The 15,115-nt window shown below is 59.8% G+C and carries 12 protein-coding genes and 7 pseudogenes; 11 read left to right on the forward strand and 8 right to left on the reverse strand.

Annotated elements, in window-relative coordinates:
• Positions 1-96: 96 nt before the first annotated feature.
• The 4 pseudogenes from BHMPCIPO_RS23800 to BHMPCIPO_RS23815 all read left to right on the forward strand — a co-directional run.
• Positions 97-243 (forward strand): annotated as a pseudogene (locus BHMPCIPO_RS23800) (transposase); the annotation flags it as partial.
• A 145-nt stretch (positions 244-388) separates the two neighbouring features.
• A pseudogene (locus BHMPCIPO_RS23805) lies at positions 389-1,257 on the forward strand (tyrosine-type recombinase/integrase).
• Positions 1,258-1,266: 9 nt separating this feature from the next.
• A pseudogene (locus tag BHMPCIPO_RS32625) lies at positions 1,267-1,498 on the forward strand (transposase zinc-binding domain-containing protein); the annotation flags it as partial.
• Positions 1,499-2,232: 734 nt separating this feature from the next.
• Positions 2,233-3,009 (forward strand): annotated as a pseudogene (locus BHMPCIPO_RS23815) (transposase).
• 406 nt (positions 3,010-3,415) lie between these two features.
• Here the strand turns inward: BHMPCIPO_RS23815 and BHMPCIPO_RS23820 are convergent.
• Positions 3,416-3,862: a hypothetical protein gene (locus BHMPCIPO_RS23820; protein WP_173519252.1), complete on the reverse strand. Its 447-nt coding sequence runs from the start codon at positions 3,860-3,862 to the stop codon at positions 3,416-3,418.
• A gap of 565 nt (positions 3,863-4,427) precedes the next feature.
• On the opposite strand from BHMPCIPO_RS23820, the pseudogene BHMPCIPO_RS23825 reads away from it, so the two are divergent.
• From BHMPCIPO_RS23825 to BHMPCIPO_RS23835, 3 genes and pseudogenes are all read left to right on the forward strand, one after another.
• Positions 4,428-4,812: pseudogene (locus BHMPCIPO_RS23825) on the forward strand (type II toxin-antitoxin system RelE/ParE family toxin).
• Positions 4,775-5,098, forward strand: a complete 324-nt coding sequence (locus BHMPCIPO_RS23830) for a helix-turn-helix domain-containing protein (protein WP_173518361.1) — start codon at positions 4,775-4,777, stop codon at positions 5,096-5,098. The pseudogene BHMPCIPO_RS23825 and the gene BHMPCIPO_RS23830 overlap by 38 nt, the downstream one beginning before the upstream one ends.
• A gap of 98 nt (positions 5,099-5,196) precedes the next feature.
• Positions 5,197-6,393 carry a lactonase family protein gene (locus BHMPCIPO_RS23835; protein WP_173519253.1) on the forward strand — a complete coding sequence of 399 codons (1,197 nt, stop codon included), beginning with the start codon at positions 5,197-5,199 and terminating at the stop codon, positions 6,391-6,393.
• A 124-nt stretch (positions 6,394-6,517) separates the two neighbouring features.
• Here the strand turns inward: BHMPCIPO_RS23835 and BHMPCIPO_RS23840 are convergent, their stop codons facing one another.
• From BHMPCIPO_RS23840 to BHMPCIPO_RS23850, 3 genes are all read right to left on the reverse strand, one after another.
• Positions 6,518-7,042, reverse strand: a complete 525-nt coding sequence (locus tag BHMPCIPO_RS23840) for a nuclear transport factor 2 family protein (RefSeq protein WP_173519254.1) — start codon at positions 7,040-7,042, stop codon at positions 6,518-6,520.
• A 36-nt stretch (positions 7,043-7,078) separates the two neighbouring features.
• A complete protein-coding gene (locus BHMPCIPO_RS23845; RefSeq protein WP_173519255.1) occupies positions 7,079-8,041 on the reverse strand; it encodes an alpha/beta hydrolase in 963 nt (320 codons plus the stop codon).
• A gap of 134 nt (positions 8,042-8,175) precedes the next feature.
• Positions 8,176-8,907, reverse strand: a complete 732-nt coding sequence (locus tag BHMPCIPO_RS23850) for an AraC family transcriptional regulator (protein ID WP_246304527.1) — start codon at positions 8,905-8,907, stop codon at positions 8,176-8,178.
• A gap of 492 nt (positions 8,908-9,399) precedes the next feature.
• Between BHMPCIPO_RS23850 and BHMPCIPO_RS33910 the strand changes: the two genes are divergently transcribed.
• Entirely contained in the window at positions 9,400-9,648 is a 249-nt protein-coding gene (locus BHMPCIPO_RS33910; RefSeq protein WP_376741715.1) for a TfoX/Sxy family protein, read from the forward strand.
• 76 nt (positions 9,649-9,724) lie between these two features.
• On the opposite strand, the pseudogene BHMPCIPO_RS23860 reads toward BHMPCIPO_RS33910, so the two are convergent.
• Positions 9,725-9,900 (reverse strand): annotated as a pseudogene (locus BHMPCIPO_RS23860) (Tn3 family transposase); the annotation flags it as partial.
• 310 nt (positions 9,901-10,210) lie between these two features.
• On the opposite strand from BHMPCIPO_RS23860, the gene BHMPCIPO_RS23865 reads away from it, so the two are divergent.
• From BHMPCIPO_RS23865 to BHMPCIPO_RS23875, 3 genes and pseudogenes are all read left to right on the forward strand, one after another.
• Complete coding sequence (locus tag BHMPCIPO_RS23865) at positions 10,211-10,849, forward strand: helix-turn-helix domain-containing protein (protein WP_173519258.1); 639 nt, start codon at positions 10,211-10,213, stop codon at positions 10,847-10,849.
• Complete coding sequence (locus tag BHMPCIPO_RS23870) at positions 10,842-12,074, forward strand: type II toxin-antitoxin system HipA family toxin (protein WP_210266636.1); 1,233 nt, start codon at positions 10,842-10,844, stop codon at positions 12,072-12,074. The genes BHMPCIPO_RS23865 and BHMPCIPO_RS23870 overlap by 8 nt, the downstream gene beginning before the upstream one ends.
• Before the next feature lie 663 nt (positions 12,075-12,737).
• A pseudogene (locus BHMPCIPO_RS23875) lies at positions 12,738-12,953 on the forward strand (peptidase T); the annotation flags it as partial.
• A gap of 312 nt (positions 12,954-13,265) precedes the next feature.
• Here the strand turns inward: BHMPCIPO_RS23875 and BHMPCIPO_RS23880 are convergent.
• The 3 genes from BHMPCIPO_RS23880 to BHMPCIPO_RS23890 form a co-directional block, all read right to left on the reverse strand.
• Entirely contained in the window at positions 13,266-13,799 is a 534-nt protein-coding gene (locus BHMPCIPO_RS23880; RefSeq protein ID WP_173519260.1) for a hypothetical protein, read from the reverse strand.
• A 31-nt stretch (positions 13,800-13,830) separates the two neighbouring features.
• Complete coding sequence (locus BHMPCIPO_RS23885; protein ID WP_173519261.1) at positions 13,831-14,388, reverse strand: hypothetical protein; 558 nt, start codon at positions 14,386-14,388, stop codon at positions 13,831-13,833.
• 117 nt (positions 14,389-14,505) lie between these two features.
• Positions 14,506-14,940 (reverse strand): SyrB-like regulator, encoded by a 435-nt coding sequence (locus BHMPCIPO_RS23890; protein WP_173519262.1) that lies wholly within the window; start codon positions 14,938-14,940, stop codon positions 14,506-14,508.
• Positions 14,941-15,115 lie beyond the last annotated feature (175 nt).

Here is a 15,115-nt window from a genome sequence, read left to right on the forward strand (position 1 = left end):
GGTCCCCGCAATGACGGTGAAGAGGTTGAATTAGCCCCCGAAAGGCACGGACATGCTCCCTTACTTAGCTAAGTGGGTAGGAGTAATGTTGATAAGATGACTAGTAGCAATTTTAAGATGGAAGTCCTTTCGGGTCCGGAACGGCGACGGCGTTGGAGCACGGCGGAGAAGCTGGCCATTATTCAAGAGACCTACGAGGCGGATGCGACGGTGAGCATCGTTGCCCGGCGCCACGGTTTCCAGTGGATACATTATACAACGAGCGCAATGTCTGACTCTCGTGGGATTGAACTAACCCGCTGATGCGGGAGAGGTCGGGTTTGGAGGCGCGGTCTCCTGATGGGATGTTGGGGTGTTGAGAACCAACCCCTGACCAGGAGACCGACCGATGACCGACGCTCCGGCAGCGGTGAGCCCGCTGCGCCGCCGCATGATCGACGACATGACACTCCGCAACCTGTCGCCGGCCACGCAACGATCCTACCTGCATGCCGTAACAAAGTTCAGCCGTTATTTCGACCGCTCCCCCGATCGGCTGGGTTTGGAGGATGTGCGCGCTTCCAGGTGTACCTGGTGTCGCAGGGCATCTCCTGGCCGGCACTCAACCAGACGGTCTGCGCCTTGCGCTTCTTTTACGGCGTGACGCTGGACCGGGCGGAGATCCCCGAGCGGATTGCCTATGCGCGCACGCCCCGCAAGCTGCCGGCGATCTTGAGCGCCGACGAGGTCGTGCGCTTTCTCGAGGCGGTGCCGTCGTTGAAGGCACGCACGGCGCTGACGACCGCCTATCCCGCTGGACTGCGTGCCTCGGAGACGGTGAGCCTGAAGGTCGCCGACATCGACAGCCAGCGCATGGTGATTCAGGTCCGTCACGGCAAGGGCGCCAAGGATCGCACGGTGATGCTGTCGCCGCAGTTGCTTGCCATCCTACGCACCTATTGGCGGCTGGCACGCCCGAGGAACTGGCTGTTTCCCGGACGCGGCGACAAGCCGATCGATGCGCAGGTGCTGTATGCCGCCTGCCGTTCGGCGACCAAGGCGGCGGGATTGACCAAGCGGGTCAGCGTGCACACGCTGCGGCACAGCTTTGCCACCCATCTGCTCGAGAGCGGCGTCGATATCCGCATCATCCAGGTGCTGCTCGGACACACCCACCTGTCGACGACGGCGCGCTACACGCAGGTGGCGACAACGACGATCGCCCGGACCGAGAGCCCGCTTGATCGGCTGCGCCTGGAGGTCGTGCCGCCGGCCTGAGATCGCGCTATGCGACCGGCGCTGGAGGTGGCGGACATCTTCCGCCGCCATGGCCCCCGCTTATCGTCCTACCCATGACGGTCATCTCGGCCGGGGAGAGCGCCGCGTCATGGCGGCGATCGAGCTGTGCCGGACTGCGGCGCTCGGCGGCCATGTCGAGACCTGCGACGATTGCGCCTTGAGCAGCGTTGCCTACAACTCGTGCCGCAACCGCCATTGCCCCAAATGCCAGGGTGCCACGCGCGATCGCGATTACCTCCACGGCAACGCACCGCGCTCGATGACGCTGGCGCCGCACGAGTTCATCCGCCGTTTCCTGCTCCAGCCTGCCCGTCGGCTTCCACCGCATCCGCCACTACGACTTCCCCGCCAACGGCATCCGCCGCGCCCGCCTCGCCGTCATCAGCCGACTGCTGGCCGGTGCCCCACCGCAACGCCGCCGGGCCGAAGGCGGGCAGCCCGGGCACCAGCGCGCCCGCTTCGATCCGACCGTCTGTCCCTGCTGCGGCGGCATCCTGCGCATCACCGCCAGGCTGCGGCGGGCGCGGGCATGGCCCGACATGTCATGAGTGCCTGCCGCCGGTCCCGACAGCCTTGCCGTACCGGCCCAGGTCGGTGCGATGCCGATCTGAGCTCCTGTGTCATCTCGCTGCGGTTCTGGCGCTGCCAAAGCCGCGCTCAAGACCCCGGTGTTCCCCGCAACACCAGCGCCGGACGCCACCGCACCGCGGCATTGCCCCCGCCGCAGCGGCGCGCGCCATCAATACCGGCGCGCCACGATCAAACGCCGTAGCACTAAATCCATAGCGCCGTGCCAGCGTCAGCGGGCGAGTTCAATCCGGCTTCAATGAGGTCGCGCCCGGCGCCAGTTCGCCAGCCCATCCCTGCGCGACCTCACAGAACCCTCCCGATTCCTTTTGGGCTTCGAATCCGAATCGATGCTGCAAACAGGAGGTTTGCGGTGGGTTCAGCGATATCTCTTTGCGACAGGATTATGATGGGTTGGCGCTCCGGCGGTTGGCTCGGCAAACGAGGGATGCCGATCAAGCCCGTCGCTTGCTTGCGCTGGCGTCGATCTACGACGGCGGCTCTCGTTCAGAGGCCGCTCGCCTCGGCAGCGGGACGGTGCAGATCGTCCTCGACTGGGTCGTGCGGTTTAACGAGCGCGGTCCCGATGGACTGATCAACGGAAAAGCACCGGGTGGACCCGCGAAGCTGAACGACGCGCAACGGCAGGCGCTGGCGAAAACCGTTGAAAGCGGCCGATTCCCGCTGTGCACGGTGCGTTGGCGGCGCAAGGACCCCGTTCAGTGGCTGTTTGAGGAATTCCGGATATCACCGCATGATCAGCGCACGATGTGGGCCGACATCTTCGGCGCGATCTGCCCGAAGAAGGGCAAGGGTGCTGGTCTCGTCCTTCCCTATTGCGACAGAGGCGATGCAGGAACACCTTGTCAGCAACGCCGTCGATCCCGGAGCACATGCCGTGCTCATTCTCGACCAAGCCGGATGGCACGTCACGCCGAAGCTGAAGGTGCCGGACAACATCACCTTGATGTTTCTGCCGCCGCGGTGGCCGGAATTGAACCCGGTCGAGAACCTCTGGCAGTTCATGAGGGACAACTGGTTGTCGAACCGCGTCTTCAAGGACTACGACGACATCGTCGATCAATGCTGCCGCGCTTGGAACAGGCTCGTCGAGCAACCGCGGAAGATCCCATCGGAATGCGCGATTGGGCGCATCGGTCATGATCAGCGCACGTTGGCACAGAACGGGAACAAACGTGGCACAATCGTCGCGCGAACCATTCGCAACTGGAAACCAAGCTTCAAGGTTTCCGTCGAAAACCCGGACGTTCCGTCTGGGACTAGCAGTGTGATGACGTCCCAGGGCGTAGGGCAGCATGCGCTCCGAGACACGGGCCGTCGGAGTATGCATCTTCTATGTTTCCTACAACGGCACTAAAAACAAGCCGAACGGAGTTCCGGGTGTGGCGTCGAGATCAAAACGCTCGATCGCCCAGGGCGTCAAAGGGGTGTTGCGTCACGTCTCAGGCGCGGCCACGATCGGAGGCAACGCATAACGAATGGTGGCGTTGTCGTTCAGCCGCTTCTTACCGCGCTGAAAGGCTCCCGACCCAGCACAAGTACGACGCTGCTATTCGCCACACGCTTTGAGCACGTCGACTTTCCCTCCAGGAGCAAGCGCAAAATGGCAAACAACTGTCGTGCCTGGCGAAAAAGTCGCGGTACCCCCAACCTCAACTCGTGCTCCATCTCCGGAAAATTCAATCTCGGGCGCGCCAACGCTGTAGACCCCGCCTTTGACGAGTTCCACGGAATGAACAATCCGGGCCCGGCCTTTCTCGCTCCCCGCTAGCTTCCATTCCGCCACGACGCGCGACGAAACGTGTTCGAAACCCTGGCTTACAACGATGATGCGATAGCTGCCTTCGCCAATGCCGTCTTCTCTCCAGTACCCGCCTTCCACGACCGCCATAACGTCGGGATCCACCAGCGCCTCGGCGAAAGACTCGTGGGCAGCGAACAGAACAAGGCACCCGAACAGTTTGCCAAGAATGCGGCCCCCTTTTGCAATGCTCATTGATCGTTCCCCCCCTTGATGTTGATTGGCTGGTTTCGCGGTTACTGCCATATGTTTACCTCTGGTTGATCCTAACCGCCATCATTTCGCGTTCTTCTCGTTTGACGGCACCAAATTGGTTGCATCTGTCTACTGGTATCCTGCGGTCGGAGTGGCCGGTCGTACGTGGCCATTTTTAATCGGGCTCTTATGCCGGCACGACGGTCGTTGTTGCGCTCGACAATCGCTTATTGTTAGGCACCGGCGACCCCAAAGCTGTTAGCTCAACAGCGAAACGCAGCGGTCCCAGAGTTGGTCTGCAACGCCTACAACAGGAGCCATGATGACGAGATCGCTGGCATCCCAAAACAAGCGACCGGTCAACTTCAAAAGGCGCCCACTGCAGCGAGTGACTTTTTCTTTCCGGGAAATCCTAACTATTCTGAGACGTCAGGTTGCCAGCCTGGCCGGGTCGATAGCGTAGCGTGCGGTCGCTTCTTGCCCCAGGACGGTATGGGAAGCAGCGTAGTCCCCGCAAATTTTCCCGACAACTTGATAGGCGTAGCACCTAGTGCTATATGAAGTGATGTCAGAACGAACTTTCAAAACGGCGTGGTTTTCCAAGGCAGCGAAGAAAGCGTGGATCTCCGACAAGGCCCTTGCAAGGCGATTGAGCAAGTCGCACGCGGACAGGCTGACGATCTCGGTGGCGGCGTGTTCAAGAAGCGGCTCAACATAACATGCATCGTTCGATCGTTCTGGCGAAAGCCGGTGAGTACTGGGTGTTCGCCTATCTGTTCGCGAAGAAGGACCGCGCAAACATCGATGACGACGAGTTCCTGGCTTTCCGGAAGCTCGCCGAACTCTATCGGCGCAAGACGCAGGCCGAGCTTGATGCCGAAATCGGGACCGGCGCCCTACTGGAGATTTGCAATGACGACCAAGCGCAAGTTCAAGAGCGATGCCTTTGAGGCGATCCATAGCGCCGTCGAAGACATGTATGCGGCAGGCACCATCGACAAGGAAACCATGAAGACCTTCGACGAGACTTGCCTGTCCGTCCCGCAGGAGCTGACGCCGGGTGAGATCAAGGCGCTGCGCGAGAACAATCATGTCAGCCAGCCAGTCTTCGCGCGCTACCTGAACACCAGTGAATCCACAGTGCAAAAGTGGGAAACCGGCGCGAAGCGGCCGAGCGGCCCAGCATTGAAGCTGCTCTCGATAGTGCAAAAGCATGGTCTCGGATTGCTCTCATGACTAGGACCGAACATTGCGCTCTGGTTGAAGGATAGCCAGCTTCGGCCGAGCCCCTCGTCCTGAAGGGTGCTCTGGCTTCCGTTGCCCAAACCTACGCGATGGGCCGGCTCGCACCTGCGGGGGCTGGTCTGCGCGACAGACTTACCATTCTGACGATCGAGGATGGTACGGTGCGCACCGCCTCGCTCAACGTGTCGAATTCCGTCACTGCGGCGCCGGAAGTCATCGCGCTCACGCCGGACGGCGCGACCGCTTTCGTGGTGGAGCGGCTCGGTGAACGGCCGGCCGGTGGAGAGACGGTGCGGGACCTCTCGCCGGGGAACCGGCTCTTCGCGGTCGACCTCAGCGACAAGGCAAATCCGGTGATCGCGGATACGATTGAGATCGCCCCGTTCCCTGAGGCGCTCTCCGTCGGCCCACAAGGTGACAGGGTGGCGGTCGTCTCGAATACCCCGGACGCGAGCTATCTTCAGATCGCTGCCGTCGCCGACGGCAGGTTCGGGGAAGTCGCGCGGTTCAGCCTGGGCGATCTCGGCGTGGAGGGCTCGTCTTCCGGACCGCGCGGCGGCATTACGGCGACGAATGTCCAATGGCATCCGAGCGGTCGCTTTCTAGCCGTCAACATAAACACGCAGAACCGGGTCGCGTTCTTTGCGGTGACGGAGCAAAACGGAGCTCTCAGCGTGCGATCTTGGGGCAACATCGTCGAGGTCGGGCGGGATCCATTCGTCGGTCGCTTCACCCCGGATGGCCGCTACTATCTGACGTCCGACTGGGGTCGGGACTTCACCGCTTCCGACCTTGAGGGGCGGCTTCCGCAGACGCCTTCATCGATCAGCGTCATTCGCATCGCCGATCCGCAAGCCCAGAACGGTGATGCGCGGCACGAAAGGATCAGCGGTGCCGAGACCGATGTTTCTGCGGAGGGCATTGCGATCAGCCCCGATGGACGCCTGGTTGCCACGGTCAACATGCGTGGCACGCCCTTCCTTCAGGAATCGCCGCGTTTCCAACGCGAGGCAAGTGTTACCCTGCTCACCTTCGAGCCGGAGACGGGCTCCATCGCCAAGGTCGCCGACTATCCGGTCAACGGCGTTCTGCCGGAGGGCGGCAGCTTCGACCTGACCGGCGACCATTTCCTCGCTACTGTTTTCGAGGGCCATGCTGGCGCGGATGCTGACAGCGGTGCGGGTCTCGAAGTTTTTCGCGTGGTACGCGGCGAACGCCCCGCGCTCGAAAGGCTCGGCCGCGTTCCTGTTCCCCATGGCGCCCATCACGTCGTCGTCGGACAGTGACATTTCGATCTGGGGTCGGTCTTGCTGGCCACCCCCAAAACCCGCTCGTCTGGACCGACATACGGGGAAATGCGGAGATACGGACAGCCGGACCGCACCCGTTCAGCGCCTTGCAGGGCCTCGTTCATTCGAGGCGGCTGGCTCGGGTCACGGCTTTCTCGACTAGCCCCCTGTCGCCGCTCTCGTGGGTCCAGGTCATCACCAGCCGTGTGATCCGCCAGCTGCCGTCGCGCTTTACCAGATCGTAGTGATAGCGCCCCATCAGGATCCACATTTCCCCGCCCAGCCGGTGAGCGGCTTGGAAGTCCGCTTCGGCGACAGCCGCATCGGCTGCGGTGGTCGATATGGCGTGATTGGTAACGAGGTGCTGCGTGGTGTCGAAACCGGGGAGAAGGCCCGACCACTGTTCGACGACATCCTCGGCAGATAACGTGGACGGCGCGCCGCCCCACAGGCTGGTGTAGTCCAGCGTGACCGTATCGGCGAACGCGGCGCGCACGCGGTCCCATTGATGCCGATCGGCGCCAGCCGCTATGTCAGTGATGACATCAATGATCGCGGCGCGGTCCTCAAGAGTCGGTGTCTGGGCCATAGCGATCGATGTACAGGTCGTTGCGGCGATAGCCGCGGCAAGTGCGATTGCCTTCATCTGTTCTCTCCTGCGGCGCGAGAGTAGGCCGCCGCTTCAGCGACCGGCCCTGATGCCGGAAAAATGCCTGGATGCGGCATCGGCGGCGATCTCAACCACGTCGGGCCGGTCGTAGAACTCGAATTGCGTGATGTCATCGAGCCAGAGTTCGTCCGCCATGCCCTCGACGTTTTCGAGGAACTGCCGTGCGCCCTGCGGGACCGCGGCAGCGTTCGAGTGGACGAGCAGCAGCGGCTTGTCGAGCCCGATTGCGAGAGCGACCGAATCGTAGATCAGCCACGGTTCCCAGGAGGCGAGATTGAAGCGGTTGTCGTATTCCGGAACGAGGCCTCGGTTCTCCTCGGTGTAGTACGGGACCTGGTACATGAGGGCGTCGCGATCCGTCGCGCTCGCGGCCGTGATGACCTGCGGCTGACCGGCCTGTTCCGACAATTCGGCCTGTCGCGACGTCGCAATCAGGGCGGCCACGCCCGCGCCGCCGCCATAGACCTCTTCAACGATAGCCGCATTGTGCAGCCAGGGGGCAACGAGAACGATGCCGTCGAATGCCGTATTGCCGGTGGCAGCAGCCGTCATGTAGCCGGCGGAGGCGCAGATGCTGAGACCGAAGACTGCCGAACCGTCGACCTCGGGCAATGTGGTCATGAAACTCGCGGCAGCGACGATGTCGGACGTCTTCGCAGCCGGATCTTCCTTGAAACGGATATGTCCGCCCGAGCTTCCCCAGCCCCGGAAGTCGAATGCCAGCGCCGTGAAGCCCCGACTGGCCATTTCGCGGGCGTAGAGGCCAGACATCTGTTCCTTGACAGACGTCCAGGCGCCAGTGACGACGACGCCGGGGTGGCTTTCGCCGGGCTCGTGATCGGTTGGCAGATAGAGCGTGCCGACAAGCGTGGCCCCGGCGTTTTCGAACGAGATCTGTCGGGTCTGAATGTCCGCGGCAAAGGCCACCGAACTCATCAATGCTGCCAGTCCCAAGGAAGGTGCAAGAACTCTCATTCATTCTCTCCGTGCAAAAAGCAGGTTGCTGTTGGCCAGGAGAGAGTTGCATCGCGCGCCGGGCCGCGCCGGAGCAAATCTTGGCAATCGATGAGTGAATCTTGCCGTTTTGGAGTTCGGAAGCGTGTACGAGGCTAATGCGCGCGCCGGAAAGCGCCTGGCGCCAAACCGGTGTGCCGTCGGAAGTGGCGTCCGAACCGCGATGGATCCTCATAGCCGACGCTGAATGCCACGCCGGCAACCGACGTGTTCGTCGTGCGCAGAAGTAGCTTCGCACGTTCCATGCGCTGCTCGATGACGTATTGCAGAGGCGACTTGCCCAATGCCTTTCCGAATGCACGAACGAAATGATACCGGCTCATGGCCGCTTCGGACGCCATCGCGTGGAGGGACAACTCTCCCATGAGGTTGTCATGGATGTAGGCAATGGCCTTCCGTAGACGCCTGTCGTCGATCGAAATAGCTGGGACATGTCGCGGCGACAACACGTGGGTCAGATGAGCTGCCGCCGAAATGCTCATGGTCTGCCGATAGAGCGAGTCCGACGTCTCGGTCGTGGCGACAGCGTTCTTCACCATCTGGACGAGCAGCGGATCGAGCCCCCCGACGAGAGGCGTGAAGTCGGGCTGGTCCCATCCTGTCTCGCGCAGCAGGTCGTCCGGGAACTCCAACGTGAGATAGGATAGGGTCTCATCGAACTCGCATATACCGCTCGCCCGCGCCGGCAGAATCCATCCCTCGCCTGCACGGAGCGGTATGCATGACGTAATGTCGGTGCCTACAGCAAGGCGATGATGGTTCTGGTCGACAAGAAAGATGCCGACCGTCAGGTTGTGAAGCTGGAATGGCCCGCCGCCGGCCGGCAATTCCCGACTTTTCGCATGTATCTGAAGCGAGCCTCTAGCCATCGATATCTCCTAGCAAGACAAGAGCATCGTCATGGGCGTGGGAACGCACAGGAAGCCACCGCCGACATTGGCAAAGACGTCCGCGAACGCACCAAGACACACGGAGGAAAGATCCTCTTTTGACGGAATCCAAGATGGGTCGAATACCTCACTAACAGAATTGCAGGACAGCAGCAGGCAGACGCCACGGCTGAGTAACGGCGGTCGATTTAGGTTTTGAGGCGCGGCGCATAGCAGCGGCGTACAAAAAGGCTTAAAACCATATCGCGGTATTCGCGATGGCGACTCTTCCCAAATCACACCACTACCAGTGCTGCTGAACGAAGTTCATGACATTTTTTGGGAAAAGCGTTCTTATCACAGGCGGCACGCGCGGCACTGGACTCGGTGGTGGACGTCGCATGTCGCAGGGCGGAATTGTTATTCGTGCGCAGACCATGACATGAAAGGATCCTTCTATCTGCGGGTGACGAAACGAGCCGTGCTCGATTTGATGCTGTGGGCGCCACGGCATTTGGGTATGCCGGCGCCGGGAAAATCGTAACGGTCCCAAGCTATTGCACTGTCCCAGACGAAATTCTCGACGACCCCGAACTGCTTCGCGACTGGGCTTCTGCAGCGGTTCGGGCAGCCCAAGGCGCCCGGCGAAAGGGAGCCGCCCGTGCGAGGAAGGCGCGGCCGTCACAGAGCCTCAGATAGGGTGAGCCGAAAATTTCGCCGATAATCTCGATCCACCACAGCTAGGAGTCGGGTCCGGGTGCGTCGTGGTGTCGACCATATAGAGCGAGTTCCAATAAACATTGCTGCGGTGACGAGGTTCAAGCCCGACGCCCGGCATTGCTGGGCCTCGTGGCTGCGGTCGATGACGCGCCCCTGTCGGAACGTATGGATGGCCTGCGCCAGGGCATGGCGCTGCTCGCCTTTGTTGAGGCCGGCGTGGCATCGGCGGCGCGGGTCGAATTCCAAACGCTTTTTTGGGCCGCGACTCCGAGGTTCACGAACTGATCATGGTGCACCGCTTAGAGCCACCATTCCTTTGCCCGGGAGCGCGCCTGTAGCGTGACCAATTATTAAGGTTGCGCGGCGTGTTAGGGCAGCCACACGCATGTGGCGCGCTGATGGTGGATCGGGCGGCTCATATGTGTAAGCATATGATTTATGACTCGATATATGTTAAAACATATAGATTCAAAACATTCGACCTTGAATATAAATATACGCGAGCATATAAATAAGATCCAATTATATACGGCAGCATATCATGAGAGCTGATGAAGAGACGATAAAGGCGATAAAGCGTGTGAGAACGGAAAAGGGCCTCAGTCAATCTGAGCTTGGCCATCGTGTTGGCGTCCCCCAAAGCCACATCTCAAAAATCGAAAAGGGCGATGTGGATATCAAGCTATCAAGCCTCGTCCAGATCGCACGCGCTCTCGATTTGGAGGTGAAGCTCGTCCCGAAGAAGGCCCTCCCGGCCGTCGACAGCATCGTTCGGGCATTTCCGCAGGACGAGACAGCTGCGGCGTTAAACGAAATTCGTAAAACTCTTACCCTCCTCGATCGCTTGGGACAGGCTCCAAAGCTCCCCGACAAACTTCATGACCACTTAAAGACCATAAACCAGCACCTCCAGGGCTTGAGGACATTGCACTTCGGAACCGACGCGTTTTTACGACTGCAACAGACGTTGGAGCAGATCAGGAAAATCACCGCTCCCCTTGATCCATCAAATATCACTTGGGACGCGGCCTTGGCAAAAGACCCGACAGCCCCTCAAGTCGAGAAGCTCGCCCGTTCCGCCGGCGATCTCAAAAGCCTCCATAGCGACTTGGCCCAACGCGCAGCCCAGAGGGACCCACTGGATCTTCCCGCGTACTCTTTGGATCATGACGATGAGTGAAACGACGGCACTCAGCATCCTTTTGCATGGCAAAAGGATTGGGACGCTCAGCCTACTCCCAGGTGATCGTTCGATTTTCTCATTCGAAACGGACTATATCGAAGCGACGGATCGAGACACGCTCAGCCTTTCGTTCAAGAATGCGGTCGGCGGACTGCGCACCAATTTTCCGGCAACCGGCCCCAATCTGCTCCCGTTCTTTTCCAATCTTCTGCCCGAGGGAACGCTACGGGACTACCTAGCCCGTCAGGCGGGCGTGAAACCGATGCGCGAGGCCTATCTGCTTTGGGCGCTAGGTCAGGATTTGCCTGGCGCCATCACCGCCGTGCCGGTCGACGGCGATGCCCTGCCGGATGAAGCGGAAAATTCAGCGCGGGAAAAAGCCGTAGGTCAACAGCAAGCTCTGAGGTTCTCTCTGGCCGGAGTGCAGCTCAAGTTTTCGGCCCTTCGCAACAAGGGCAAGAATGGCGGTCTGGCCATACCCGCGAAAGGTATTGGGGGTTCGTGGATCGTGAAGCTTCCAGCCGACCGGTTCGAAGGGGTGCCGGAAAACGAATTCTCGTTCATGACAATCGCGCGGACGATCGGAATTGATGTCCCAAACATCACCCTTGTCGATCTCGACGCGATCGAGGGCCTTCCTCACGGTTTGGGTCGCCTGCGTGGCGAGAAGGCATTCGCGATTGAGAGGTTCGACCGCAGCGAAGCCGGGGCGATCCACGTCGAAGATTTCGCGCAAGTGTTCGGGCGCTATCCACACCAGAAATACGATGATGCCAGTTATCGCAATATAGCGAACGTGCTCGGTATTGAGACCAGTCAGGACGACATCGCGGAGTTTATCCGGCGGCTAGTTTTTTCAACACTCATCGGCAACGATGACATGCACCTGAAGAACTGGTCATTGATCTATTATGACCGGAAAACGCCGAAGATCGCTCCGGCCTACGACCTGCTTTCTACAATTCCTTATCTACCAAGCACGACGGCCGCCCTGAAATATGCCCGCACCAACGTAATGGCTGAACTGACGCTCGAAGAGTTTTCTTATCTGGCAGCTAAAGCCAGACTTCCCGAAAAGCTGGTGCTGGATACGGCGAAGCAGACGGTCGCGTCGTTCCGTGATGTCTGGCACAAGGAAAAAAGCAACTTGGTGCTGAGCAAAGAGGTCGTGGCAACGGTGGACACCCATTTGAGCACGCTTCCCCTTCTAAAGGAATGTTGAAGCGGCACCTCATCGGGATCCAAAAGGCGCGGATCGTTACGTTTGTAGTCCGCAGAGTGCTTCCGCTTGAACTTGCGGGCAAAACGGCGATTTCGGGCCGGATAAGCCTGGATCAACATTACGAATTCGTCGAGACGGGACGCATGCTTGAAGTGACCGCCGTGAGTGTGCCTGATATTTTTTTGTTCAACCGTACCGGAATCGCGAAAACAGCCTTCCCCCTTTACCCGTCCCTTCGGTAGCTTCTTCCAATAGTCTTTGCAGACTTCCCAGCGTCCAGCGAGCCATCTGGGCGCGGCTCTCGCCCTGCCTCATTTGGCAGGGCTTTTTCTTCAAGGATTCCAAATGCTCAGCCATTAATCCGAAGGGACTATGTTGCCACCCTTATCCTTTGTGCACCATCGCCGGGTATGCCAGTTTCGGCTCATCAACCTGCCCCCTGCATGGAGATCAACCAGAGTGTCGGCAATTGAGCCTCTGCACTGACAGAGGCTCGTTTCTTAAGGGAAAGCGGACCGGCACTTCCCATTGATGCGATAACTGCGGTCGCTAATGACAGCCGAGCGAGAGCGCGACCATCGAGCGCGTTCGGCACCCAACAATCACTCCTATGGTCCCTTTTAGTGGTTTGAATAAATAAAGCTTCGCGGTTTTATACCCATTCTCGGGATCGAAAAGAAACTGATCCCGATGCGCGGTGGCACCGATGGCGCGGTGCTTTCGGCCCGCGGTATTCCGATGCCGAACCTCTTTACCGGCGCCTACAATTTTCATTCGCGTTATGAGTTTCTGCCAGTACTGGCATTCGAAAGGTCACTGGAAGTGGCGATGGGGATTTGTCGGTTGGCGGCGACTGAACGCAGAATGCCCCGCTGGTAGCACTACAGGCGCTGCCCACCGTTGTTGCCCGCCGCGCCTCAGCAGCGCCGCCATTCTTCGCACAAAAGCGATCTGTACCAAGACTAGGCGGTGCGCCCACATAAGCACGCGAAGAATTTCGTCGGATAGCTGGAATGGAGATCCCAAGCGTCGTGCACACGCGCAATAAGCTAGGCGGACTCCTCTTGTGTTTCAAGAAGACGCTTCTGCGCGATGACTGGCAGCCTGCAACGCCATGCGCGGACCGGATATCGACTGGCCGCGATCCGGATCCGGTGCGGTTCCCGCGCGGAAAACGCGCAGTCGACCCGTCTATTTTACTTCAAACCGCTCAAGCATCTTTCGAAGCTGGATGTTCTCTTGCTGAAGCCGATGTGCCAGCAGTCCCTTCAGCCGCCGGTTCTCTTCCTCGAGAGCGACAAGGTCGTTGGCAAAGGCTCCGGCTTCGGTAGCAGCAATTGTCGCCGCGCGACCATCTCGAATGATGTTGCGCTTGCTGCGACGGCGCTTCGGCGGTGTCGGCGGCGCTATCTTCGGGCTGTCCGTTTCCAGCGGCGAAATGGCAGCTTCCTCGACCCCGGCGGAAACTTCTGTAAGGGCCACGAGATCCGCGATTTGTGTGGTGTCGCTCGTGCTGGTGCTTTCGTTCGCGCGTATCTCTACACTTTGCGTCGGAGAAAGCTCGTTCGGTCCCTCAGCCGGGTCGAACAGATGTGGAGCCTCGGCCTCAGCCTTGCGCACGAGTTCCTTAAGATCCGTATCGCCCCAGATGGATGTTGGCCTGATCGTCGAACGCCGGCGTGCCGACTTAACTTCGACGATGAACTTTCGCTGCTGTGGTCTCATAGATATCCAATAGTCAAGAGCGCGAAACTGCTCACGATGCGTCATACCGCTCTAGCATTTGCTTGAGCTGCGCGTTCTGCAAAAGCAACTTTTCCGCCAGTTGGCGTCTCAATTGCCTGATTTCGGCATCCAGTCCAGCAAGCTCGTCGAAGAAGGTCATCGGCGGCTGCGCAACACTGGAGCGTCCGCCTCCATATTCGACAGCATCGGTCACCGCAACATTCTTGACTTTCGATTTTGCGCCGCGCCTACGCCTTTTCACCGGCAAAGGTTGGGCTGGATATGCTCGTTCCGGAAGCACCGCGTGATCGTCGGTAGTTGACCGATCGACCGTCGCAACGGCCGCGCTTTCACCGCCGGCAACCTCGGCAATAGCGGTAGGCGTGGCTGCGGTATCGAGGTTGCTAACCGCATCGTTCGAGGCTGCAACTATTGGCTCTGCAACGTCGCTGGTCCGAACGGACAGTGCTGATATATGAGCTGGGGGCGCGTTCGGCTTCGCGGTCTCGCTTTCTCGCGAGCTGTCTGGCTCCTTGACCGTTCGCCCGAGAGACGCCAGTTGCACCAAATATTTCCACGGTGATTTCATAGTGCGCCGTCACCCCGAGCCCGCACCTGCATCCGTTGCAGCAGCCTATAGGCAAGTCGAGCAAGAATGCGATGACGAGGGCCGATCGCGCAAGCCGATCAGCCCTTCACTGAATGATCAAGCAAGACCAAGCCGCTTGCGCAGATCAGCGTTCTCTGCCCGCAGCTTTTCAGCCAGAGCCTTGCGAAGCCGCGCATTCTCTTCTTCGAGCTGAAGAAGATCCGCGATGTCGTCGAGGATCGGAGCTGAAGCGGGCGTCTCTATCGTCTGTTTTGCCACACGGGTTTTTCGGGTGCCCTTGGCGACATTCTTTGCCTTGCCCTTCGAACCGGTCTGCGTCTTTGCCGAGACCATCGCATCTGCCGGCTTGTCTGCACGCTTCCTGCGTCCCCTCACGGGCTGTGCGGCAACTGCCTCCGGTGTTTCAGCCGTTGCTGCCGAGACTATATTCTTCGGCCGCGGCCCCCGCCGCTTCTTCGGCGGCTCTATCTCTGCCGGCGGAGTCGCTTCCAGAGCGTCTGTATTGTCATTCGTATTGTTCTCGTCTGCCATGAGTTGTTTTCCTCTCCAACTGTGGGCCTTTTTCCAATGGGCGGAGAACAGAGTCAATAATCGTGCGTGACACCCGCATCGAGACATCGACGATCCAGGCCGATGTTGTGTGAGGCTGTCTCATGAGCGACGCTGAATTCTTGGCTCGTCTCCGGCATCAGAACCGCGCATGGCT

The organism is Ensifer sesbaniae (assembly GCF_013283665.1).
GTDB lineage: Bacteria > Pseudomonadota > Alphaproteobacteria > Rhizobiales > Rhizobiaceae > Ensifer > Ensifer sesbaniae.

What these genes read in the sequence shown, in the direction of transcription:
- BHMPCIPO_RS23830 (WP_173518361.1), top strand. Translation starts at nt 4,775, where the DNA reads ATGACGACCAAGCGCAAGTTCAAGAGCGATGCCTTTGAGGCGATCCAT.
- BHMPCIPO_RS23890 (WP_173519262.1), bottom strand. Translation starts at nt 14,940, where the DNA reads ATGGCAGACGAGAACAATACGAATGACAATACAGACGCTCTGGAAGCG.
- BHMPCIPO_RS23835 (WP_173519253.1), top strand. Translation starts at nt 5,197, where the DNA reads ATGGGCCGGCTCGCACCTGCGGGGGCTGGTCTGCGCGACAGACTTACC.
- BHMPCIPO_RS23845 (WP_173519255.1), bottom strand. Translation starts at nt 8,041, where the DNA reads ATGAGAGTTCTTGCACCTTCCTTGGGACTGGCAGCATTGATGAGTTCG.
- BHMPCIPO_RS23870 (WP_210266636.1), top strand. Translation starts at nt 10,842, where the DNA reads ATGAGTGAAACGACGGCACTCAGCATCCTTTTGCATGGCAAAAGGATT.
- BHMPCIPO_RS23820 (WP_173519252.1), bottom strand. Translation starts at nt 3,862, where the DNA reads ATGAGCATTGCAAAAGGGGGCCGCATTCTTGGCAAACTGTTCGGGTGC.
- BHMPCIPO_RS23880 (WP_173519260.1), bottom strand. Translation starts at nt 13,799, where the DNA reads ATGAGACCACAGCAGCGAAAGTTCATCGTCGAAGTTAAGTCGGCACGC.
- BHMPCIPO_RS23840 (WP_173519254.1), bottom strand. Translation starts at nt 7,042, where the DNA reads ATGAAGGCAATCGCACTTGCCGCGGCTATCGCCGCAACGACCTGTACA.
- BHMPCIPO_RS23865 (WP_173519258.1), top strand. Translation starts at nt 10,211, where the DNA reads ATGAGAGCTGATGAAGAGACGATAAAGGCGATAAAGCGTGTGAGAACG.
- BHMPCIPO_RS23885 (WP_173519261.1), bottom strand. Translation starts at nt 14,388, where the DNA reads ATGAAATCACCGTGGAAATATTTGGTGCAACTGGCGTCTCTCGGGCGA.